The sequence below is a fragment of the Phaeobacter sp. NW0010-22 genome (assembly GCF_040365955.1).
In the GTDB taxonomy this organism is placed as follows: Bacteria; Pseudomonadota; Alphaproteobacteria; order Rhodobacterales; family Rhodobacteraceae; genus OMPR01.
The window spans coordinates 289,954-313,883 of the sequence record NZ_BAABWT010000007.1 but is presented as its reverse complement, the minus strand read 5'-3'; the positions used below and the strand labels follow the sequence as shown (position 1 = coordinate 313,883).

Annotated in this window: 20 protein-coding genes; all 20 read right to left on the bottom strand. The window is 54.4% G+C overall.

Annotated features, from left to right (window positions below):
• The coding region (locus ABWV33_RS16790; protein WP_353332348.1) for a GTP-binding protein at window positions 1-183 on the bottom strand (183 nt) is incomplete at its 3' end.
• Between the two features lie 63 nt (window positions 184-246).
• On the bottom strand, window positions 247-2,364 hold the full coding sequence (fusA, locus tag ABWV33_RS16785) for an elongation factor G (protein WP_113823759.1): 2,118 nt from the start codon (window positions 2,362-2,364) through the stop codon (window positions 247-249).
• Between the two features lie 21 nt (window positions 2,365-2,385).
• Window positions 2,386-2,856, bottom strand: a complete 471-nt coding sequence (rpsG, locus tag ABWV33_RS16780) for a 30S ribosomal protein S7 (protein WP_113823758.1) — start codon at window positions 2,854-2,856, stop codon at window positions 2,386-2,388.
• 15 nt (window positions 2,857-2,871) lie between these two features.
• The gene (gene rpsL, locus ABWV33_RS16775; RefSeq protein WP_007118826.1) at window positions 2,872-3,243 is read right to left on the bottom strand and encodes a 30S ribosomal protein S12; all 372 of its coding nucleotides are present in this window, start codon (window positions 3,241-3,243) and stop codon (window positions 2,872-2,874) included.
• 326 nt (window positions 3,244-3,569) lie between these two features.
• Window positions 3,570-4,442, bottom strand: a complete 873-nt coding sequence (locus tag ABWV33_RS16770; protein WP_353332345.1) for a DMT family transporter — start codon at window positions 4,440-4,442, stop codon at window positions 3,570-3,572.
• A gap of 160 nt (window positions 4,443-4,602) precedes the next feature.
• The gene (rpoC, locus tag ABWV33_RS16765; RefSeq protein ID WP_353332343.1) at window positions 4,603-8,844 is read right to left on the bottom strand and encodes a DNA-directed RNA polymerase subunit beta'; all 4,242 of its coding nucleotides are present in this window, start codon (window positions 8,842-8,844) and stop codon (window positions 4,603-4,605) included.
• A 49-nt stretch (window positions 8,845-8,893) separates the two neighbouring features.
• On the bottom strand, window positions 8,894-13,027 hold the full coding sequence (gene rpoB / locus ABWV33_RS16760) for a DNA-directed RNA polymerase subunit beta (protein WP_164618931.1): 4,134 nt from the start codon (window positions 13,025-13,027) through the stop codon (window positions 8,894-8,896).
• Between the two features lie 246 nt (window positions 13,028-13,273).
• Complete coding sequence (rplL, locus tag ABWV33_RS16755) at window positions 13,274-13,642, bottom strand: 50S ribosomal protein L7/L12 (protein ID WP_113823754.1); 369 nt, start codon at window positions 13,640-13,642, stop codon at window positions 13,274-13,276.
• Between the two features lie 81 nt (window positions 13,643-13,723).
• Entirely contained in the window at window positions 13,724-14,242 is a 519-nt protein-coding gene (gene rplJ / locus ABWV33_RS16750) for a 50S ribosomal protein L10 (RefSeq protein ID WP_113823783.1), read from the bottom strand.
• A gap of 374 nt (window positions 14,243-14,616) precedes the next feature.
• Window positions 14,617-15,036: an adenylyltransferase/cytidyltransferase family protein gene (locus tag ABWV33_RS16745; protein WP_113823753.1), complete on the bottom strand. Its 420-nt coding sequence runs from the start codon at window positions 15,034-15,036 to the stop codon at window positions 14,617-14,619.
• A complete protein-coding gene (locus ABWV33_RS16740) occupies window positions 15,036-15,977 on the bottom strand; it encodes a LicD family protein (RefSeq protein WP_121996424.1) in 942 nt (313 codons plus the stop codon). The genes ABWV33_RS16745 and ABWV33_RS16740 overlap by 1 nt, the downstream gene beginning before the upstream one ends.
• Window positions 15,978-16,255: 278 nt before the next feature.
• Window positions 16,256-16,957: a 50S ribosomal protein L1 gene (rplA, locus tag ABWV33_RS16735; RefSeq protein ID WP_353332340.1), complete on the bottom strand. Its 702-nt coding sequence runs from the start codon at window positions 16,955-16,957 to the stop codon at window positions 16,256-16,258.
• Between the two features lies 1 nt (window position 16,958).
• Window positions 16,959-17,384: a 50S ribosomal protein L11 gene (gene rplK, locus ABWV33_RS16730; RefSeq protein WP_121996422.1), complete on the bottom strand. Its 426-nt coding sequence runs from the start codon at window positions 17,382-17,384 to the stop codon at window positions 16,959-16,961.
• A 747-nt stretch (window positions 17,385-18,131) separates the two neighbouring features.
• The gene (nusG, locus tag ABWV33_RS16725; protein ID WP_113823748.1) at window positions 18,132-18,665 is read right to left on the bottom strand and encodes a transcription termination/antitermination protein NusG; all 534 of its coding nucleotides are present in this window, start codon (window positions 18,663-18,665) and stop codon (window positions 18,132-18,134) included.
• 199 nt (window positions 18,666-18,864) lie between these two features.
• Window positions 18,865-19,062 (bottom strand): preprotein translocase subunit SecE, encoded by a 198-nt coding sequence (gene secE / locus ABWV33_RS16720; protein ID WP_113823747.1) that lies wholly within the window; start codon window positions 19,060-19,062, stop codon window positions 18,865-18,867.
• Window positions 19,063-19,193: 131 nt separating this feature from the next.
• Window positions 19,194-19,598 (bottom strand): (R)-mandelonitrile lyase, encoded by a 405-nt coding sequence (locus tag ABWV33_RS16715; RefSeq protein WP_113823746.1) that lies wholly within the window; start codon window positions 19,596-19,598, stop codon window positions 19,194-19,196.
• Between the two features lie 47 nt (window positions 19,599-19,645).
• Window positions 19,646-19,804, bottom strand: coding sequence for a cbb3-type cytochrome oxidase assembly protein CcoS (gene ccoS, locus ABWV33_RS16710; protein ID WP_113823745.1), 159 nt, complete (start codon window positions 19,802-19,804; stop codon window positions 19,646-19,648).
• Window positions 19,805-19,808: 4 nt separating this feature from the next.
• Entirely contained in the window at window positions 19,809-21,989 is a 2,181-nt protein-coding gene (locus ABWV33_RS16705; RefSeq protein ID WP_353332337.1) for a heavy metal translocating P-type ATPase, read from the bottom strand.
• Window positions 21,990-21,994: 5 nt separating this feature from the next.
• Complete coding sequence (locus ABWV33_RS16700) at window positions 21,995-22,453, bottom strand: FixH family protein (protein ID WP_113823743.1); 459 nt, start codon at window positions 22,451-22,453, stop codon at window positions 21,995-21,997.
• 2 nt (window positions 22,454-22,455) lie between these two features.
• Window positions 22,456-23,883, bottom strand: coding sequence for a cytochrome c oxidase accessory protein CcoG (gene ccoG / locus ABWV33_RS16695; RefSeq protein ID WP_353332335.1), 1,428 nt, complete (start codon window positions 23,881-23,883; stop codon window positions 22,456-22,458).
• Window positions 23,884-23,930: the final 47 nt, after the last annotated feature.

The window sequence follows — 23,930 nt, the reverse complement described above, 5'->3', positions numbered from 1 at the left end:
CGCTGTTGAGATGGTGATGCCGCGGGCTTTTTCTTCGGGTGCTCCGTCGATCTGGTCGTAGGCTTTGAAGTCACCAAAGTATTTGGTGATCGCTGCGGTCAGCGTGGTCTTACCGTGGTCAACGTGGCCGATTGTGCCGATGTTGACGTGAGGTTTATTGCGTTCAAACTTTTCCTTAGCCATGGTGGCCTCCTTTAAACATGTAGAGGATGTGCGGCGCCCGCACATCCTGCTAATTTCTGTCGCTTACGCGAATTTCGCTTGGATCTCTTCCGAGATGTTACCCGGAACCGGATCGTAGTGATCAAACTGCATCGAGAACTGGGCACGGCCCGAGCTCATGGAACGCAGGGTGTTGATGTAGCCGAACATGTTCGCCAGCGGTACAAACGCATCGATTGCGATTGCGTGGCCGCGTGCTTCCTGACCGGACACCTGACCCCGACGAGACGTCAGATCGCCAATGATACCACCAGTGTATTCTTCTGGTGTGATCACTTCGACTTTCATGATCGGCTCGAGCAGTTTTGCACCCGCTTTGCGCATACCTTCACGCATGCACATACGTGCTGCGATTTCAAAGGCCAGAACGCTGGAGTCAACATCGTGGAACTTACCGTCGATCAAAGCAACTTTGAAGTCGATCACAGGGAAGCCAGCCAATGGGCCGCTATCCATGACCGAGTTGATGCCTTTTTCAACACCGGGGATGTATTCCTTAGGAATAGACCCACCAACGATGCGCGACTCAAACGAGTAACCTTCGCCAGGCTCGGTCGGCGAGATGATCATCTTCACTTCGCCGAACTGACCAGAACCACCCGACTGTTTCTTGTGGGTGTAGGTGTGCTCAACTTCGTGACCGATGGTCTCACGATACGCAACCTGAGGCGCACCAATGTTCGCTTCAACCTTGAATTCACGCTTCAGACGGTCAACCAGGATGTCGAGGTGAAGTTCGCCCATGCCCTTCATGATGGTCTGACCCGATTCAATATCGGTTTCGACGCGGAAGGATGGATCCTCGGCAGCCAAACGACCCAGACCTTGGCTCATCTTCTCTTGGTCAGCCTTGGTTTTAGGCTCAACCGCGATTTCGATAACCGGATCGGGGAAGGTCATGGTTTCCAGAACCACTGGATCGCTGGTTGCACACAGGGTGTCACCAGTTGTGGTATCTTTCAGACCAGCCAGCGCAATGATGTCGCCCGCGAATGCTTCCGTGATTTCTTCACGGTCATTCGAGTGCATCATCATCATCCGGCCAACACGCTCTTTACGACCTTTGGTCGAGTTCAGCAGTGTGTCACCTTTGTTCAGAACGCCAGAGTAGACACGCGTGAAGGTCAGCGAGCCAACAAAGGGATCGTTCATGATTTTGAACGCCAGACCCGAGAACGCCATGTCGTCGTCTGCACGACGCGCAATGTCACGAGTTTCTGTTTCATCGCCGGGTTTGAAGCCCATGTAATCAACAACGTCCAGCGGGCTGGGCAGATAGTCGATTACGGCGTTGAGCAGAGGCTGAACACCTTTGTTTTTGAACGCAGAACCACCCAAAACTGGAACGAATGCCAGCTCGAGAGTACCCTTGCGAAGCAACTTGCGAAGGGTCGCTACGTCAGGCTCTTCGCCTTCCAGGTAAGCTTCCATCGCGTCGTCGTCCATTTCGACGGCCGCTTCAACCATTTTACCGCGCCATTCGTCGGCCAGGTCTTTCAGGCTGTCACGGATCGGTGCTTTGATCCATGATGCACCAAGGTCTTCACCCTGCCACAGCCATTCTTCCATGGTGACGAGGTCAACTTGACCTTCCAGCTCGGTTTCGGCACCGATCGGGAACGCAACAGGTACAGCACGTGAGCCGGTACGGTCTTCGACCATAGCCACACAGTTAAAGAAGTCCGCACCGATTTTGTCCATTTTGTTGACAAAAACCATGCGTGGAACTTTGTAACGGTCAGCCTGACGCCAAACAGTTTCAGTCTGAGGCTCAACACCGGCGTTGGCGTCAAGAACACAGACGGCACCATCGAGAACCGCCAACGAACGCTCAACTTCAATGGTGAAGTCAACGTGGCCGGGGGTGTCGATGATGTTCAGGCGGTGCTTTTCAGAATCCGAAGTTTCGCCATCTTCGGTGCGTTCCCAGAATGTGGTGGTCGCCGCCGAAGTGATGGTGATCCCGCGTTCCTGTTCCTGCTCCATCCAGTCCATGGTGGCTGCACCATCGTGCACCTCACCAATGTTGTGGGATTTGCCGGTATAATACAGGATGCGCTCGGAGCAGGTAGTTTTACCTGCATCGATGTGCGCCATAATACCGAAGTTACGGTAATGGTTGAGTGTATACTCGCGTGCCATTGGTCTAATGTCCTCTGGAAATTACCAACGATAGTGGCTGAAGGCTTTGTTGGCTTCGGCCATTTTGTGGGTGTCTTCGCGTTTCTTAACTGCGGTACCGCGCGACTGAACAGCGTCCAGCAGCTCGCCAGCAAGGCGCTCTTCCATGGTGTTTTCGTTGCGAGCACGCGAAGCGTTGATCAACCAACGAATAGCCAAGGCCTGACGACGCTCAGGGCGAACTTCGACGGGAACCTGGTAGGTAGCACCACCAACGCGGCGCGAACGAACTTCGACGGAAGGCTGGATGTTGTCCAGTGCTTCGTGGAAAACTTCGATCGGCGAGCGTTTGATCTTGCTCTCAACGCGATCCATCGCGTTGTAAACAATACGTTCTGCGACCGACTTTTTACCGTCGATCATCAGGTTGTTCATGAATTTGCTCAGAACCAGATCGCCAAATTTGGCGTCGGGCAGAATTTCGCGTTTTTCAGCGGCGTGACGACGTGACATATCAGCCTCTCCTTCTTACTTAGGACGCTTCGCGCCGTACTTCGAACGACGTTGCTTACGGTCTTTGACGCCTTGGGTATCCAACACACCACGCAGGATGTGGTAACGGACACCCGGAAGGTCTTTTACACGACCGCCGCGGATCAGAACCACAGAGTGTTCCTGAAGGTTGTGGCTTTCACCTGGGATATAGGAGATCACTTCGAAACCGTTGGTCAGGCGAACCTTCGCAACTTTCCGCATCGCGGAGTTAGGCTTCTTAGGTGTGGTGGTATATACGCGCGTACAAACGCCACGCTTCTGAGGACATTCCTGCAGGTGCATGGATTTCGAGCGTTTTACTTTCGGCTGCCGCGGCTTGCGGATCAGCTGTTGGATCGTTGGCATTCCGGTTCTTTCCCCGTCTCATCAACACATTTCATGCACACCAAGGTGTGCGGTTCGAATTCTCTGCAACTTACGTTCCCGCAAGCGCAAAACCCGCGATCGTTCCCATTCCGAGGTGAACGATGCGGTGGGTTATCAGAGGATCGAGACGATAGGTGTCTGGATCTTGACCACTAAGTATAGAAATCGACGACGGAGTTCCCCCCTATGCCGAGATAACGCGCGTATAGGGGGAGTCGCAGGTGGTGTCAACAGTGCAGCCCCTACAGCGCCGCACTCATCTAGAACACGGCACGACCGGGACCAAACTCGTTACATCCAGCCCGCTATTGCGCTGCCCGCGCAAGCGCTCTTTCCCGGAACAATGTGAAAATCCCCGTTGCAACAACAATAGCTGCCCCAGTCATCGTCAACGCATCCGGCCAGTCGCCAAACATGACCCAGCCCAAGATCAAAGCCCACACCAAACTCGTATAGCGAAAGGGTGCAATAAACGCGATGTCACCGCTGCGCATGACCATTACACTGCACAAATACCCGATCAGAATAAAAATGGATGCACTTGCGATCACCCCCGCCGTACCAACGGAGACAGACTCCCATGTGACAGACATGGATGCCAATGCAGCCGCAAGCGTAACTGAAATCGCCGTAAGCAATGTCACCGTCAATGAAGGGACATCTGGCGACATCCGTCGGGTAACCAGATCTCGCAATGTCACCATCATCACAGCTGCAACAGCATAAAGGGAATAGATACTAAAACCATCTGGACCCGGCCGAACGATAAGCAGCATTCCTCCAAAACCGATCAAAATCGCGACCATCCGCCTCCAGCCAACTCTTTCGCCAAAAAAGAGCGCAGCCCCCAGCGTGACGGTCAACGGCAATGCCTGCAAGACAGCGGTCAGATTGGCCAAAGGCATGTGCAACAAAGCTGTTAGAAAGAAGTAGGTAGTCACCACCTCCCCCAAGCAGCGAACCCCTATCAGACCCCAGTCGCGCTTTTGAATATTGAACCGCAATCCACCTACACGAACGGCCAACAGAAAAATAAGAACAGTCGCCAGCACACCACGCAAGGTTACCAACTGAAACAAGGGAACTGACGCACCTGCGAACTTCATGAGTGAATCGTTGATGGTAAATGCCGCCATGCTCGCCATCATCAACAACGCGCCGCGGGTGTTTGGTGTCATATGCGCAAGTCCATTCTTATCATCACACCCTCAGGCAAGTCCTGCCTATCAGCTACAACCATGCGGTGCGCATATCCTCGTGGCAAGCCGCGACTGCCTCAAAAAGAAAAAGGCCCCGCAGCAGGATGCTACGGGGCCTTTCAAATTCAATGTCGCAATCTTAATCGCGGCTTTCTGGGGTATCGACCAACGAGTCGAATTCTTCACCCAGAATATCACCATCCATCACAGGTGCGGCCAAGGCTGCAGCAGCTTCGGCTTCTTCGCGACGGGTTTCGATCACAACACTATCACGGTCCTGAGCAACACGACGCATCTGCTGCGTTGCACCACCGGTACCGGCTGGGATCAAGCGACCAACGATAACGTTTTCCTTGAGACCAACCAGTTTGTCTTTCTTACCTTGAACCGAAGCTTCGGTAAGAACACGGGTGGTTTCCTGGAACGATGCCGCCGAGATGAACGAACGAGTCTGCAACGACGCTTTGGTGATACCGAGCAAGATTGGCTCGCCTTTCGCCGGACGTCCGCCCTTCGACAGAGCCTTTTCACAGGCCGCATCGAATTCCTGTTTATCAACGTGTTCGCCCTTGAGCAGGGTGGTGTCACCGCTGTCTTGGATTTCCCACTTCTGCAGCATCTGACGAACGATAACCTCGATGTGTTTATCGTTAATCTTAACACCCTGCAGACGATAAACGTCCTGAACTTCGTCGATCATGTAGTCAGCCAGCGCTTCAACACCCATAATACCAAGGATGTCATGCGGCGCAGGGTTACCATCCATCAGGTATTCACCCTTCTGGATGAAATCACCTTCCTGAACAGGAATGTGCTTACCCTTTGGCACCATGTATTCCACGGTTTCCATCGATTCATCCGCTGGCTCGATCGAAATCCGGCGCTTGTTCTTGTAGTCACGGCCAAAGCGCACATAACCATCGATTTCTGCGATGATCGCGTGATCTTTTGGACGACGTGCTTCGAACAATTCCGCAACCCGCGGCAGACCACCTGTAATGTCTTTGGTCTTGGTGCCTTCGCGCGGGATACGCGCAACAATGTCACCAGCCTGAACATCTTGGCTTTCTTCCACCGACAAAATCGCATCAACCGACATTGGATAGTGAACTGGATTGCCCGCATCATTACGGACAGGTTCGCCATCTTCGCCAACCAACAGGATTTCTGGTTTCAGCTCGTTGCCTTTGGGGGCAGCGCGCCAATCGATCACGATCTTCTGTGTCATACCAGTTGCTTCATCGGTCTCATCACGGACAGCAATGCCTGACACCAGATCCACATACTTAACCTGACCGGCTTTCTCAGCGATGATCGGCAGCGTGAAGGGGTCCCATTCAAACAGCTTGTCGCCGCGTGCAATGTTCTGGCCTTCTTTGACGAACAGCTTGGAGCCATAACCCAGCTTGTGGCTGGCCCGCTCTTCACCGTGCTCGTCGTTGATGACCAGCTTCATGTTCCGGCCCATAACCATGGTCTCGCCTGCGGCGTTTTCCAAAGTTTGTGGGTTTTCGAACACGATCACACCGTCTTGACCCGCTTCCTGGAAGGACTGCTGGCCACCCTGAGCAACACCACCAATGTGGAACGTCCGCATTGTCAGCTGTGTACCGGGTTCACCGATCGACTGAGCAGCGATAATACCAACAGCTTCACCTTGGTTGACCATTGTACCGCGTGCAAGGTCACGACCATAGCACATGGCGCAAACGCCTTCTTCGGCCTCACATGTCAGTGGCGAACGGATCCGCGTAGACGCAACGCCTGCTTCGTCTACAAGATCCGCCATCCGCTCGTCGATCAACTGGCCCGCAGCAATCAGAACTTCGTCAGTGCCCGGACGCAGAATGTCATCCGCAGCCACACGACCCAGAACACGTTCTGCAAGCGACGAAACAACTTCACCATCGTTTACAGCCGCTTCTGCAGTGATCGCGGTTTCGGTACCACAGTCATGCATGCGAACGATGCAATCCTGTGCAACGTCAACCAGACGACGCGTCAGGTAACCCGAGTTCGCTGTTTTCAAAGCCGTATCTGACAGACCCTTACGGGCACCGTGTGTCGAGTTAAAGTACTCGAGAACGGTCAGACCTTCTTTAAAGTTCGAGATAATCGGGGTCTCGATGATGTCGCCGTTCGGCTTTGCCATCAGACCGCGCATCCCGCCGAGCTGTTTCATCTGCGTAACAGAACCACGCGCGCCAGAGTGGGCCATCATGTAAACCGAGTTCGGTTCCATTTCAGCGCCCGCCTCATTACGCTGAGACGCCGAAATCGACCCCATCATCGCATCAGTTACGCGGTCGTTACACTTCGACCAGGCATCAACAACTTTGTTGTACTTTTCACCCTGAGTGATCAGGCCGTCCATGTACTGCTGTTCAAAGTCTTTCACCTGATCGCGGGTTTCGTCCACGATGGGCCATTTGGTGTCTGGGATCAGCATGTCGTCTTTACCAAACGAGATACCAGCTTTGAACGCCTCACGGAAACCCATGGTCATGATCTGGTCACAGAAGATAACCGACTCTTTCTGACCGCAATAGCGATAGACGGTGTCGATGACCTGCTGCACTTCTTTCTTCCGCAGCAAACGGTTCACCAGCTCAAACGGAGCTTTGGCGTTCTGCGGCAGAAGCGCGCCCAGACGAACACGACCTGGTGTAGTTTCAAAGCGCGTCGGAACGGCATTGCCTTCGTCGTCGTACTGGGTGATCCGTGCGGTGATCTTAGTGTGCAGGTGAACGACACCAGCATCCAGCGCGTGCTGAACTTCTTCGATCGAGCCGAACACCATACCTTCGCCGGGCATACCTTCGCGTTCCAGAGTCACATAGTAGAGACCCAAGATCATATCCTGCGATGGAACAATGATCGGTGCACCGTTTGCAGGAGACAGAACGTTGTTCGTGGACATCATCAGAACGCGCGCTTCCAACTGTGCCTCAAGGCTCAGCGGAACGTGAACAGCCATCTGGTCCCCATCAAAGTCAGCGTTAAACGCCGAGCAGACCAGCGGGTGCAGCTGGATGGCTTTACCTTCGATCAGCGTGGGTTCGAACGCCTGAATACCAAGACGGTGCAACGTAGGCGCCCGGTTCAGCATGACAGGGTGTTCGCGGATGACTTCGTCCAAGATATCCCAAACTTCGGGGCGCTCTTTTTCAACCAGCTTCTTCGCCTGCTTAACAGTCGAAGACAGACCTTTGGCTTCAAGACGCGAATAGATGAACGGCTTGAACAGTTCCAACGCCATCTTCTTCGGCAAACCACATTGGTGCAGTTTGAGTTCCGGACCCGTCACAATCACCGAACGACCAGAGAAATCGACCCGCTTACCCAAAAGGTTCTGACGGAAACGACCCTGCTTACCTTTCAGCATGTCGGACAGCGACTTCAACGGACGCTTGTTGGCACCGGTGATGACACGACCACGACGACCGTTGTCAAACAGCGCATCCACAGATTCCTGCAACATCCGCTTTTCGTTACGGACGATGATGTCAGGCGCGCGCAGTTCGATCAGACGCTTCAGACGGTTGTTCCGGTTGATCACACGACGATAGAGGTCGTTCAGATCGGAGGTCGCAAAACGACCGCCATCCAGAGGCACCAGTGGGCGCAGTTCTGGTGGAATGACCGGAATGACAGTCATGACCATCCACTCAGGACGGTTGCCAGATTCCAAGAAGCTCTCAACCACTTTCAAGCGCTTGATGATCTTCTTAGGCTTCAGCTCACCGGTGGCTTCGGCCAGATCGGCACGCAGCTGGTCAGCCTCAGATTCCAGATCAATCGCGGCCAGCATTTCGCGGATCGCTTCGGCACCAATATTGGCGGTGAAAGCGTCCATGCCGAATGCATCCTGGGCATCCATGTACTCTTCTTCGGTCATCATCTGACCGTAGGTGAGGTCCGTCAGACCGGGTTCGATCACAACGTAGTTCTCAAAGTACAGAACCCGCTCCAGATCACGCAGAGTCATGTCCAGCATCAGGCCGATGCGGGATGGCAGCGATTTCAGGAACCAGATGTGTGCAACGGGCGAGGCCAGCTCGATGTGGCCCATACGCTCGCGGCGCACTTTCTGGAGAGTGACTTCGACACCACATTTTTCGCAGACAACGCCGCGATATTTCATGCGCTTATATTTGCCGCACAGGCATTCATAATCTTTGATCGGGCCAAAGATACGCGCGCAGAACAGACCGTCACGTTCGGGTTTGAACGTCCGGTAGTTGATGGTTTCTGGCTTTTTGATTTCGCCATACGACCACGACAGAATCCGCTCTGGCGACGCCAGCGAGACTTTGATCTCGTCAAACACCTTTGGAGGTGTCAGCGGATTGAATGGGTTATTCGTCAGTTCCTGGTTCATTTTGCGTCCTTACAAATTGGGATGGGATGAGTGTGGGGCGTGACCGCCCCTACTCTTCCTCCGCATCCAGGAGTTCCATGTTCAGACCGAGGCCACGGACTTCTTTCACCAGAACGTTAAACGATTCTGGAATGCCCGCTTCAAAGTTGTCCTCGCCCTTGACGATCGATTCATAGACCTTGGTCCGGCCTGCAACGTCATCCGACTTGACGGTCAACATTTCCTGCAGGGTGTATGCAGCGCCATAAGCTTCCAGAGCCCAGACCTCCATCTCCCCGAAACGCTGACCACCGAACTGCGCCTTACCACCCAGCGGCTGCTGTGTGACAAGCGAGTAAGGACCAGTTGAACGCGCGTGGATCTTATCGTCGACCAGGTGGTGCAGTTTCAGCAGGTACTTGATGCCAACAGTCACCGGACGGGCAAACATTTCGCCTGTACGACCGTCGAACAACTGCGACTGACCGCTTTCCGAGAACCCGGCCCGCATCAGGGCGTCGTTCACGTCAGCTTCTTTCGCACCATCAAAGACCGGCGTTGCAATCGGCACACCACGGGTCACGTTACCCGCTGCTTCGACCAATTCACCCTCGGACATGTCTGCCAAACCTTCGGCATACACATCATCGCCATAGGCGTGGTTCATGGCTTCGCGAACCGGTGTCAGATCACCCGAACGACGGTATTCCTGCAGAGCCTCATCAACGTTGATGCCCAGACCGCGTGCGGCCCAACCCATGTGGGTTTCCAGAATCTGACCAACGTTCATACGCGATGGAACACCAAGTGGGTTCAGACAGAAGTCAACCGGCGTACCATCGGCAAGGAACGGCATGTCTTCCATCGGTACAACCTTGGAAATAACACCTTTGTTCCCGTGACGACCGGCCATTTTATCACCCGGCTGCAGCTTACGCTTCACCGCGATGAATACTTTGACCATCTTCATCACACCCGGTGGCAAGTCATCACCACGGCGGACTTTCTCGACCTTGTCCTCAAAACGGGCATCCAAAGCGCGCTTTTGCACTTCGTACTGCTCGTTCAGAGCCTCGACCACCTGTGCGCTTTGCTCATCTTCCAGAGCCAGCTGCCACCACTGGCCACGGATCAACGTGCTCAGCAGATCTTCGGTGATTTCGGAACCCGGACGAACGCCTTTGGGGCCTTTTACCGCTGTTTGTCCCAGCACCATGCCTTTGAGACGCGCGTAGATGTTGCGATCCAGGATCACCATCTCATCGTCGCGGTCACGGGCAAGGCGTTCTACTTCCTCACGCTCGATCTGCAACGCACGTTCGTCTTTTTCAACACCGTGACGGTTAAAGACGCGGACCTCGACAACAGTACCAAAGTCACCCGGCTTAACGCGCATAGACGTATCGCGCACATCCGAAGCTTTCTCACCAAAGATGGCGCGCAGCAGCTTCTCTTCCGGTGTCATTGGCGATTCACCTTTGGGGGTGATCTTACCAACCAGAATATCGCCAGGCTCAACATCCGCACCGATATAAACGATACCAGCCTCGTCGAGGTTGCGCAGCGCTTCTTCACCAACGTTTGGAATGTCGCGTGTGATCTCTTCTGGACCCAGTTTCGTGTCACGCGCAGCAACTTCGAATTCTTCGATGTGAACCGAAGTAAACACGTCGTCACGCGCGATGCGTTCCGAGATCAGAATGGAGTCTTCGTAGTTGTAACCGTTCCAAGGCATAAACGCGACAACCACGTTTTTACCCAGAGCCAGTTCGCCCATATCAGTCGACGGACCGTCAGCGATAACTTCGCCCTTCATGACGGTGTCGCCTACTTTCACGAGCGGACGCTGGTTGATGCAGGTGTTCTGGTTCGAACGCTGGAATTTGCGCATGCGGTAGATGTCCACACCCGCGTCACCCAGTTCCAGATCCGACGTCGCACGAATAACGATACGCTGCGCATCAACTTGGTCGATGATACCCGCACGTTTCGCCATGATCGCCGCGCCTGAATCGCGCGCAACAACTTCCTCGATGCCAGTCCCAACCAGCGGAGCTTCGGCCCGCAACAGCGGAACCGCCTGACGTTGCATGTTCGAACCCATCAAGGCCCGGTTCGCATCGTCATTTTCTAGGAACGGAATCAACGAGGCCGCGACCGAGACCAGCTGCTTTGGCGAAACGTCAATCAGGTCAACGTTTTCACGTGGCGCCAAGGTGTAATCCCCGGACTGACGTGTAGACACCAGATCGTTGATGAACTTGCCATCTTCGTCCAGCGTCGCGTTGGCCTGCGCCACAGTGTGACGCATTTCTTCGGTGGCCGACATATAGTGAACTTCATCAGTCACTTTGGCATCGGTCACAACACGGTAAGGCGTTTCGATAAAGCCGTACTTGTTGACGCGTGCAAAGGTGGCCAACGAGTTGATCAGACCAATGTTCGGACCTTCGGGCGTTTCAATCGGACACATACGACCATAGTGCGTGGCGTGAACGTCACGTACCTCAAAGCCAGCGCGCTCACGAGTCAAACCACCGGGTCCAAGCGCCGAGAGACGGCGTTTGTGTGTCACTTCGGACAGCGGGTTGGTTTGGTCCATGAACTGCGACAGCTGCGATGAGCCGAAGAATTCGCGAACAGCAGCAGCAGCTGGCTTGGCGTTGATAAGATCCTGCGGCATCACAGTGTCGATTTCGACGCTGGACATACGCTCTTTGATCGCACGTTCCATGCGCAGCAGACCAACGCGGTACTGGTTTTCCATCAGTTCGCCAACAGAACGCACACGACGGTTGCCAAGGTGGTCAATGTCGTCGATGTCGCCTTTGCCGTCGCGCAGCATAACCAGAGCTTTGATACAGGCAACGATGTCTGCTTTGCGCAGGGTCCGCTGAGTATCTTCGGCATCCAGAGCCAGACGCATGTTCATTTTCACCCGGCCAACGGCGGACAGGTCATAGCGTTCGCTATCGAAGAACAACGTGTCAAACAGCGACGAAGCCGCTTCGACGGTGGGTGGCTCGCCCGGACGCATGACGCGGTAGATGTCCATAAGCGCGGTGTCGCGACCCATGTTTTTATCCATCGCCATGGTGTTGCGCATGTAAGGGCCGACATTGATGTTGTCGATGTCGAGAACGGGAATCTCGGTCACGCCAGCATCGATCAGCTCTTTGACAGTGCCGCCGATCAGATCGCCGTCCTTGTCATACTCCAGCGTCAGCTCATCACCAGCTTCAACATAGATGGCACCAGTTTCTTCATTGATCAGATCTTCGGCAACAAATTTGCCAACGATATGCTCAAAAGGAACCAACAAGTCGGTGACTGTGCCTTCGTCGATCAGCTTTTTAACAGCGCGCGGTGTAACCTTCTTGCCAGCGTCGGCAATGATTTCACCTGTTGCCGCGTCAACTAGATCATAAGTCGGTCGTGTGCCACGAACACGGTTCGGGAAGAACGGTGTGACCCAACCTTTGTTCTTTTCAAGCTTGAAGGACACGGTGTCATAATAGGCATCCATGATCGCTTCTTGGTCCAGCCCCAGTGCGTACAGCAGGGTGGTCACAGGCAGCTTACGACGACGGTCGATACGCGCGTACACGATATCTTTGGCGTCGAATTCAAAGTCCAGCCAGCTGCCGCGGTACGGGATGATGCGGCAAGCAAACAGCAATTTGCCCGAAGAATGCGTTTTGCCCTTGTCGTGATCAAAGAACACGCCTGGCGAGCGGTGCATCTGGGATACGATTACACGCTCTGTGCCGTTCACAACAAATGTGCCGTTCGGCGTCATCAGGGGCATGTCGCCCATGAACACGTCTTGTTCTTTGATGTCCTTGACCGATTTGGCACCGGTATCTTCATCAATATCAAACACGATCAGACGCAACGTCACCTTCAGCGGTGCGCTGTAGGTCATGTCGCGCTGCATGCACTCTTCGACGTCGTACTTGGGTTTTTCCAGATCGTATTTCACGAACTCCAATACAGAAGTTTCGTTGAAATCTTTGATCGGGAAAACTGACTGAAACACACCCATGATGCCTTCGCCGTCAAGCGGCTGCAGCGCATCACCAGAGCGCAGGAAGAGATCATAAGATGATTTCTGAACCTCGATGAGGTTAGGCATATCCAGCACTTCGCGGATTTTGCCATAGTATTTCCGAAGACGTTTCTGGCCAAGGAACGATTGAGCCATGTCTGAGGTCACCTTTTTAGTTTCTCACCGGTCAAGGACGCCGCCGGGCTCCGGCGCCTTGCCCATACGAGACAGCATGTTTGGATCAATTCATGGCCACCGTCCCGATTGGCGGCCTCCCGATCCTTTCAAACTTGCCTTAGAAAACGCTTTTCCACGAAAGCCTTTTCTAAGACAGGTTAGGCTGGACCCGGATTTCTCCGGGCCCAGCCAAATTCTTGCGGTGGGAAATTCCCACCAAGCGGCTTAGGCCACTTCTACTTCGGCGCCAGCTGCTTCCAGCTTGCCTTTTACTTCTTCGGCTTCGTCTTTCGACACGCCTTCTTTGATCTTGCCGCCAGCTTCGACCAGCTCTTTGGCTTCTTTCAGGCCAAGACCGGTGATGCCGCGAACTTCTTTGATCACGTTGATTTTCGAAGCGCCGGCGTTCTTCAGAACGACGTCGAATTCGGTTTTTTCTTCTTCAGCAGCGCCACCTTCGGCGGCTGCCATGACAACTGCGCCGCCAGCTGCGGGCTCGATGCCGTACTCATCCTTCAGGATGGTTTTCAGTTCTTGTGCTTCCAGCAGGGTCAGACCCACGATGCTTTCTGCGAGTGCTTTCAGATCAGCCATTGTATCAGCTCTTTCCGTTTACAGTGTGTGTGTTCCAACGTCAGGGCACGTGCCCCACATCGGTCATTCAGTGCCAACCGCTTACGCAGCTTCCGCCTTCTCTTCGATGGTCGAAAGGATGCTTGCGATGTTGCTTGCAGGTGCGCCAATTGCGCCAGCGATGTTGGATGCCGGTGCGCCAATGCAGCTTGCGATCTGAGCAATAAGCTCGTCCCGCGAAGGCATTTTCGACACGGCGGTAACGCCAGCACGATCCAGAGCGTTTTCACCCATTGCACCGCCAAGGATTTCGAACTTTTTGTTCTCCTTGGCGAAGTCTTCGGCTACCTTGGCTGCTGCCACGGGATCCTCAGAATAGGTTAGAACGGTCATCCCTGTCAGCAGGTCAGAAATGCTTTCACATGTCTTACCCTCAAGGGCGATTTTGGCGAGCCTGTTTTTGGCAACACGCACAGATCCACCCGCATCGCGTGCACGCGCGCGCAGATCTTGCATTTCAGCAACTGTCAGACCGACGTAGTGGGCAACCACTACGACGCCAGAGCTTTCGAAGATTTGGCCGAGTTCCTCGACCACTTTCTCTTTCTGGGCTCTATCCACAGTTCTCTCCAAGTTTGGGATGTCGAACATCCCGGCTCAATTTTGCCGGGCGCTAACCCGGCGTTCAGGTCCGTTATTACGGGGTGGAGCCAAAAATCGCCCGAAGGTAAAACCCTCGAATAATCTGGTCTTTCCCGTCTCTGGCAGGAATTATGATTTTGGCACGTTCTTAAGTTAACCTAACAGCCCACTTAACAACAAACACCAGCCTCACCCACCGTCTAGGACGAAACGCAACACAGCGCACGACGAATCGCACGCTGAGTTGCGCCTAGAGCATTAGGCGTTTTATCAGGGAAATCCAAGCGGTTTTTGAGGTGACGCGTCAGGCCCTGTTTCCGTCCAGGAATTTGGGCCTGTTGACCCTGAACATCTTAGGACGAAGCCGAGGCGCATTTAACCGTATGTTTGATCTGCGTGCTGGAAATATCAGGCGTGCGTGGCAAATACAAAACCTCACAATGCGCCTTCAGATCATCAAACTCGCCCGCCCAATCATCGCCCATCACAAACAACTCAGCACCATGCGTTTTGATATCGCCCGGCTTCTGATCCCAAGCCGTCTCTGGAATGACCAGATCCACAAACTTGCAAGCATTAAGAACCTCAACGCGGTCTTCGTAGGGAATGGCCGTAACCTTCCCCTTGCCCGCATTGAACTCATCAGTCGAACACCCAACAATCACATAAGATCCCAAAGCCGCAATGCGCTCCAACAAACGCACATGCCCCGCATGGAACAGATCAAACGTGCCGTAGGTCAACACGACCCCATATGGTTTCTGCTGATACATCAGTTGGCACCCTCACGCATTTTGCGGAACTCTCTCACAAGAACACGAAAGTACTTAAATTTCGCTTCGCCAAAATCGAAACGATAGTGCGGATCAGGCGTCTGCCATCCGGGTCCATAGTTCAATTCCAGCATCTTTTCAGGCTGCGCCGGAATGGGCGCACCGGAAATTGGGCACGATTTGAGCGGGAAAACTTCATCCTGATGCAACTCTCCCTTGGTATGAGGGTACACAAAAACCCGCTCTTTCCGGATCCACCCCGGAAACAAATCAACCGAGAACCCGCCAGCGGTTTTCAGCTTGTGAATGCCCCCCATGCGACCCGCCTTAGGGAGCAAAATGCCATCGTCCTGCAATTTATCCCGAAGTTCACGCCACTCGTGCGCAACACGAACTTGGTTTTTCGCCTGCAACATACAGGCAATATCAATATCATCGTCGTGGTCGATCAACCGTCCGTCACGCACCATGCCCAACAAGGTTCCAGAATTGATGAAAACCTTGTGCCCGGCGTCTTCGAAATATTCAATAATGCCTTTCAGGTCCTTCCAGATGGCATCGTGGTCGGCCTCGGCAAAACGCTGGGTGCCAAAGCCATGCACCGCCATCGTTTCCCCATCTAGGTTCTGATCTACCAGCGCGATCAGGCGATCACTGCGCGCGACATCCCCTGCCGCTTCGCACAATGTCTTGAGCTTGTGCAGGGACTTCGTCGCCTTTCCCGGCCGAATACGTCCCGCCACACAGGTCGCGACAACGGCCTCGTGCCACGCCGCAACTGCCTCCATGCGGTTGTCGAACAATACATTGTAATGCACCCAGGGATCGAACCCCTCAGGTGTGCTTTCCAGTGCTGCGACACACACGTCTCGGGTGTCAATCACCTGCTGTAACTCGGCCGTCACGTTGGACCCAGCCCCATCGACCAATTCGTTTGACATGCCTATACCTGTTTCGTCGCCCACAAGGGCGCAAGGGTTGCTCAATCTCTATTCACCGCTCTCAATGTCCGCCCTTTGGGCGCATAAACCTGTCAACTTCAATGAAACACAGGGCGGCTATTTTTTTCAATTCTATAACACACCGCCTATTACTTACATAGAGAGGACTTACCGCCCTCTTAAATTTCCATTTTCTGAGGTATTTTCGACAGCGCATCTCAAAACGAAAAGAGCGCCCCCAAGGGGACGCTCTTTCCAATCAGTCGCAGATGAATAAATTATTCAGCAGCTGTCGCGTTGTCGACCGAAACGGTCAAGCCAGGACCCATGGTCGAGGACAGCGCGATTTTCTTCATGTACGCACCTTTGGCGCCCGAAGGACGAGCCTTCTGAACAGCACCAACAAAGGCACGGATGTTTTCAACCAGCTTGGCTTCGTCGAAAGACGCTTTGCCGATGCCCGCGTGAACAACACCACCTTTTTCAGCTTTGAACTGAACTTCGCCACCTTTGGCTGCTTCTACGGCCGCTTTCACGTCCATAGTCACAGTGCCAACCTTAGGGTTTGGCATCAGGTTACGGGGGCCCAGAACTTTACCCAGACGACCTACGATAGGCATCATGTCAGGCGTAGCGATACAACGATCGAAATCGATGTTGCCGCCCTGAATGGATTCCATCAGGTCTTCTGCGCCAACGATGTCTGCACCAGCGGCCTGAGCTTCTTCAGCTTTCGGGCCACGTGCGAAGACTGCAACGCGCATGGATTTACCGGTGCCGTTAGGCAAGCCGATTACGCCACGAACCATCTGGTCCGCGTGACGCGTATCAACACCCAGCGACATTGCGATTTCGATGGTCTCGTCGAATTTTGCAACTGCATTTGCTTTCAGCAATGTTACAGCTTCTTCAACGGTCAGGTTTTCTTTGCCAGCGAATGCTTCGCGAGCGGCGGTTGTGCGTTTACCCAATTTAGCCATCTTACTTCACCTCGATGCCCATAGAGCGGGCAGAGCCCAGGATAATCTGCATCGCGGCTTCGATATCGTTCGCGTTCAGATCTTTCATCTTGGCTTCGGCGATTTCTTTCACCTGAGCCGCGGTCACGGAGCCAACAGTTTCACGCGAAGGAGTTTTCGCGCCAGACTTAACCTTGGCAGCCTTCTTCAGGTAGTAAGACGCAGGTGGCGTCTTGATGTCCATGGTAAAGGACTTGTCCTGATAGTAGGTGATCACGGTCGGGCAAGGAGCGCCTGGCTCCAGGTCTGCTGTCTTAGCGTTGAACGCCTTACAGAATTCCATGATGTTAATGCCGCGCTGACCCAATGCGGGGCCGACTGGCGGGGATGGGTTTGCCTGACCTGCAGGAACCTGCAGCTTCATCGAACCAACAAGCTTCTTAGCCATTTGGTTTTCCTTTCAACAAGGATAGGACGCGTCCTATCCACATTTGGTTGCGTGGTCCGATCAGAGATCGCGATCTCCGAATCTCCCACAAGAGAATCTCGCCCAAAGACGATAGAGCCGGCCAATACAGAGGAACCACGAGATTGGCAAGTGGTCTGAGATAGGGCGACCCAGCAACATCAGCGATCTGAATACGAGCCTAATACCAGCGCTCACCACTCAAAGCCTACCGCCGTACCCTTCAAATCAGGTCTAACCTAAGTAACACCCAGGCTCCCACTGTGAAGGCAACGGCCTCCAAGAGAGTTTTGCGCTTTGACATTCCAACGTCACATCCACTTTCAACCAGCCCAGCCCAAATGACCTGCCCCACTTGAACCAAGGAAAATGCACAAACACAAAGCCCCGACGAAGCCAGCAGAACGAAAGTAAAAGTTGTCCAATCTTGATGCATAATAAGAAAAAGTGCCCCAACCGCCATGAGGGCAATCCCAATCCAGCGCGCGATCTTTGCCTGTGCCGCCGCAGCGCTCAATACGACTATTCGCGCCGCACTATCAGACATGTGCTTTTGAAGCTGCCTAAAAGACAAAAACACCCAGAACTAGGTTAAGAAAAAACGAAACTCGATACCTGAATTGCGATCATGTGGACCTCGAACTTGTCACTTTGAATTGGTAAACGAGCACAAAAAAACGCCACAGTGCTTCAAGCACTGCGGCGTCAGAAATTTCCAGACAAAGCTTATTAAACTTGCTTGGTAACCTGAGTGAAATCCAGCTCGACCGGAGTTTCCCGACCAAAGATCGATACAGTGACCTTCAGCTTTTGGCTTTCGTCGTCGACACCTTCGACCATGCCGTCGAAATCTTCGAACGGACCGTCGTTGACTTTGACCTTTTCACCAATCTCGAACGAGATCAGCGTGCGTGGTGCTTCTTCACCTTCCTGAACACGGTTCAGGATCTGGTTCACTTCGGCATCGCGCATTGGCATCGGGCGACCCTGAGGGCCCAAGAAACCGGTGACGCGGTTGATCGAATTGACCAAGTGGTAACCCTGATCGCTCATTTCCATATGCACCAGAACATAACCGGGCATAAAGCGGCGCTCAGTCGTAACCTTTTTACCACGACGGATTTCGATCACCTCTTCGGTGGGGACCAGCACTTCGCCAAATTCTTCTTCAAGACCGTGCTCCGCGACCGAGGTCCGGATCTGTTCCGCGATCTTCTTTTCGAAGTTCGAGAGTACGCTCACCGAGTACCACCGTTTCGCCATGCCGCTGTCGTCCTTGTTCTGCGTGGATCACCATCGATTGGCAGATCCCGAATTCACTAAATCTCTGGCAAATAAATTGCCCGCCCCCGGCCCAATTCAGCACGCAACTCGAATCGCTGCACACCATACCAGAGGTATCGCGTCACCTACTCTGCCAAGACCCTTTGCGCAAGAGGGCGCTGTGTCCTGACCGTCTAACTTAGCCGAATGATGTAAGGATCATCTGCAGACCACCACGGATCAGCAGGTCGACCATGGCAAAGAAAACAGCTGTCAACGCGGCCATGATAAACACCATAACCGTCGTCAGCAGTACTTCGCGACGTGTCGGCCAGACAACCTTGGAGATCTCAGCACGGACCTGCTGGACGAATTGAACTGGATTGGTGGTGGCCATGAGGCTGTATTTCCTTCTTTACCGACTGAACGGCACATAACGGGACTACGTGGCGAATTCAAGGCCGCTTTGTAGCCCACCAATTTTCTAACATCAAACGATGGCGCGCACGCCACCGTTTTGAACGGGCCTCAATCCGCAGGCATCAGATAGTCGTCATCGCTGACCTTTTCCAACCAATCCGCAACCTGACCGTCTTGTGCTTCTTGGATGGCCAGATGCACCATCCCCGTTTCGGGTGTGGCCCCGTGCCAGTGTTCTTCGCCCGGTGGGATCCAGACTGTGTCGCCTGCCCGGATATACCAAGGCGCCTCATCGCGCAGTCCAACCAGACCAACCCCAGACAACACATGCAGCGTCTGACCCAACGGGTGCGTGTGCCATGCAGTTCGTGCGCCGGGTTCAAATTCAACACGCAGCGCGCGCACTCTTGCGGGCTCTGGCGCTTCGATCACCGGGTCCTGCAAAACAGTCCCGGTAAACCACTCCTCATTCGCACGACGGGTTGGCCGTGATCCTGCTTTGTAGATGTCCATAACCAATCAGTCCCTTTATTTGCCCCAAACCGGGTGCGGTTCAATGATCAGGGTTTGGGATGATCATCCCATTCATCGCTCAGAATGCGCCGCGCGTCCCCTTCTGGGTCGTCGTACTGATTCGACCGCACCGTGTAGATAAACGCGGCCAACCCGGCACTGCCGAGTATCAGGGAAATTGGGATCAAATACGTCAGGACACTCATCTGGTCACCTCAACCGCAATGCGTTTAGAGAAACGGTAATCGAAGAACTCGACATCGCCAAGGCAGCAATCAACGGAGTCGCCAATCCAACAACAGCCAGCGGCACTGCAATCACATTGTACAACGTCGCGATCCTGAAATTTTCACGAATACGTTTGGTAGCCCGAACAGCCGTATCACAGGCATCCGAAATCGGCGACAGATCAGACCCCAACAATACGATGTCAGAGGCCACGCGCGCCGCGTCCAAAGCTGAGGCCGGTGAGATCGAAACATGGGCCGCAGCCAAGGCCGCCGTATCATTCAACCCATCCCCAACCATCAGAACCTTACGGCCTTCGTTTGCCAAGGCTTGAACTCGGTCGGCTTTCTCTTCTGGCAACGCTTCGGCTACCCAATCCGTAATGCCCAACCGTGCTGCCAAATCTGACACTGCCCCAGTGGTATCCCCCGAAATCAACAACACCGACTTGCCAGCCGCCTGTAGGCCTTGCACCGCCTCTTCGGCTCCCGGACGCAGTGCGTCGGTGAACAAAAAGGCAGTTGGGGCTCTCTCACCAACCGCAAGCCAAGCCGACGTCTGCGTCCCTTGATCAGCGCCTGTCCATGCGGCACGTCCCAATCGCACGCGTTGACCACGCAACAGGCCCTCCGTGCCGAAACCGGGCACTTCGCGGATATCACTGACATCCGCTGGCTTAATCCCCGCGGCCCGCGCTGATCGCGTTACTGATACGGACAAAGGATGCGATGATCCCTCAGCCAACGCCAATGCAATCTCAAGATCCTGCCGCCCATGATCCCCAAGATTAACCAGCTCGGGCGTGCCCGCTGTCAACGTGCCGGTCTTATCAAAGACGACCGTATCGACCTCGGCCAGACGTTCCAGCGCCGTTGCGTGTTTAATCAGCATCCCACGGCGAAACAAACGCCCCGACGCCGCTGTCGTCACCGCCGGAACCGCAAGCCCCAAGGCACACGGGCAGGTGATAATCAAAACCGCCGCCGCAATGTTCAGAGCGACCCGAAAATCACCAGAATACAGATACCAGCCAACAAAGCTGAGCGCTGACAGAATATGCACCCCCGGCGCATAAAGCTTGGCGGCGCTGTCTGCCAACGAGGTATACCGCGACCGACCGCTTTCCGCGATTGCGACCAGATCTGCCATCCGATGCAAAGACGTATCCTGCCCCACAGCAGCGGCCCGAATGGTCAACGGTCCCGTCAGGTTCACCTCACCTGCGTTCACAGCCAAACCCGGCTCGGCAAAGACGGGCAAGGTTTCCCCAGTCAACAAAGACCGGTCCAATTCCGACTGCCCCAGAACGATTTCACCGTCCACCGGCATCCGCCCACCCGGGCGCACCAGTATCAGATCGCCCACTTCCAGCGCGGAAACTGCTACTTCCTCTTCAACTCCATCAACCACACGGATGGCGCGTGGCACCTCCAACGCGGCCAGCTCCTCGGCCGCAGATCGCGCAACCGCCCGCGTGCGGTAATCCAGATAGCGCCCAATCAGCAGCAAAAACGTCAGCGTTAGGGCCGCATCGAAATAGGCATGTTCCCCAGACAGCGATGTTTCCCACAGCGATGTCACCAACGTCAGCACGATCGCCAACACAATCGGCACATCCATGTTCAACTGACGCACCCGCAGCGCGCTCCAGGCGTTGCGGAAAAACGGCTGCGCGCTAAAGGCAATCGCCGGCAAAGTGATCACAGCCGAGATCCAGTGGAACATATCCCGCGTGGCATCTGTGGCCCCAGCCCAGACCGAAACCGACAACAGCATCACATTCATCGACGCAAAACCAGCAACCGCCAGCCGCATCAACAGATCACGCCCTACTTTGTCGTTCTGCGTCGCCGACAGCGCCCCGGCGTCCAGCTCATGTGCCTCAAACCCGATGCCCTCCAAAACCGGGATCAAATCCCGCGCCTGCACCTCGGCCTCTGCCTGAATCATCGCGCGTTTCAGCGTCAGATTAACTCGCGCGGATTCAATCCCCGGATAGCCATTCAGCGTGCGTTCCACTTTCGAAATGCACGCCTGACAATGGATCGTCGGCAAAGACAGTGCGATTTGCACGTCCTCGGGGATCGGCCGTACCGCCTCTGCCGGGGCGGCCAAACACCCAGGACACGCCGCCGCAGACGGAGGACTCAGCTGAGCCGTCATGGTCCCTACCCTTTCACGTGCAGAATAACGCGCTGGCTGAACTCAGTCCCATCAAGCGCCTTGGCCGTCATGCGAATGTTCCAATTCCCATCGCCCAATTCCGCCTTGGCAACATAGGTCGATCCGTCAAATTTGAAATCTGGCTTTTGATCGTCATTCACATGGGTTGCCCGACCCAAGGTAGCCTTTAACTCAGACAACTCAACCGGCTGGCCCGCACGATCTGTGATCGACAAAAAGACCAATCCCCCAGCTGCGTCAGCGCGGACATTCCAGCCAAGCGCCTCTTGCGCATCGCGCCGCACATCGAATTCCTGCGACGCAACGTACGAGTTCTTGACCTCCAGCCCCGGGAAGGTTTTCACCGCACTATAAGCCAACACAAGGTTCACAGAAATGATGACCCCAAAGGCCCCGACAAACACAGCCAATGCATGTTTGCCAGTGAATTTACGCTCAGCCATGGTCAGTTCCCTCGCCCGTTAAAGGTGGTGTCCTTGTAGACACGTTCCCCATTGGTCAGATCTTCAACCCAAATCCGCACATCCGTCGCCTCGGCACCAGATGGGGCCGCCGTCTTTGGTGTCACAATATAAACCCGCTGCAAGTAAGATGCATCCGGTGGAACAGGAACAGATGTATAGGGCGTGCCTTCCAGCTGGATCCGCATCGCCGGATCCCCTTTCAGAGACAGTTTAAACTGGCGCTCTTCCCCATGCTTGTTGCGCAACCGCACATCATAGGTGTTGCGGATCGATCCATCAGACAAGGTCACAAACGTTGGGTTTCTCTCAGGCGCCACCGTCAATTCGATCTCGGGGCGAATAAACAGAGCAAAGACCAACGCGATCCCAACAAAGGACCACAACGATGTGTACATGATCGTACGCGGACGCAGGATGTGTTTCCAAATGTTCTTAGGCGGCTTGCCAGCCCGTTCATTGGGCTCATCACTCAGTGCCATGTAATCGATCAGACCGCGTGGCTTGCCCACTTTGGCCATCATGTCATCACAGGCATCAATGCAAAGCGCACAGGTGATGCATTCCATCTGCTGCCCATCACGAATATCAATGCCAACCGGGCAGACGTTCACGCAGGCCATGCAGTCAATGCAATCGCCCAATTCCGTATCGGTGGTCCGTTTCCCTTTACCGCGCGGCTCACCGCGCCATTCGCGATAACCAACGACCAAAGTGTCTTCGTCCATCATCGCGGCCTGAATACGCGGCCATGGGCAGGCGTAAATACAGATCTGCTCGCGCGCAAACCCGCCAAAGAAAAACGTCGTCAGCGTCAGAACCGCAACCGTGCCATAGGCGATCGGATGCGCATTCAACGTGAACAGATCAACCAACAACGTCGGTGCATCCGCAAAGTAAAAGACCCAAGCCCCGCCAGTTGCCAGGCCAATGAACAGCCAGACAATCCACTTGGTCATCCGCAGTCGTGCCTTGCGAAAATCCATTTTCTTTTGGTGATGCAATCTCAGACGCGCGTTTCGGTCGCCTTCGATCCATCGCTCCACAAGAATATAGAGGTCAGTCCAAACCGTCTGGGGACAGGCATAGCCACACCACACACGCCCAAGGGCCGAGGTGAACAAAAACAACCCCAACCCGGCCATGATCAACAAGCCCGCAACAAAATAGAATTCATGCGGCCAGATTTCGATCCAGAAGAAATAGAACCGCCTGTTGGCCAAATCCAACAGCACCGCCTGATCCGGTAAACTTGGACCGCGATCCCAACGAATCCACGGCGTCAGATAGTAAATGCCCAGCGTCACAGCCAGGATCAACCACTTCAAATTGCGAAACATACCAGATACCCGACGGGGAAAAATCGGCTCCCGGGCGGCGTATAAGCTAGGGGTGGGATTGGAATCGCTCACGGACTCACTCCAGATATGGGGCTCTTCTCAGCGTGTTCTGTCAGATC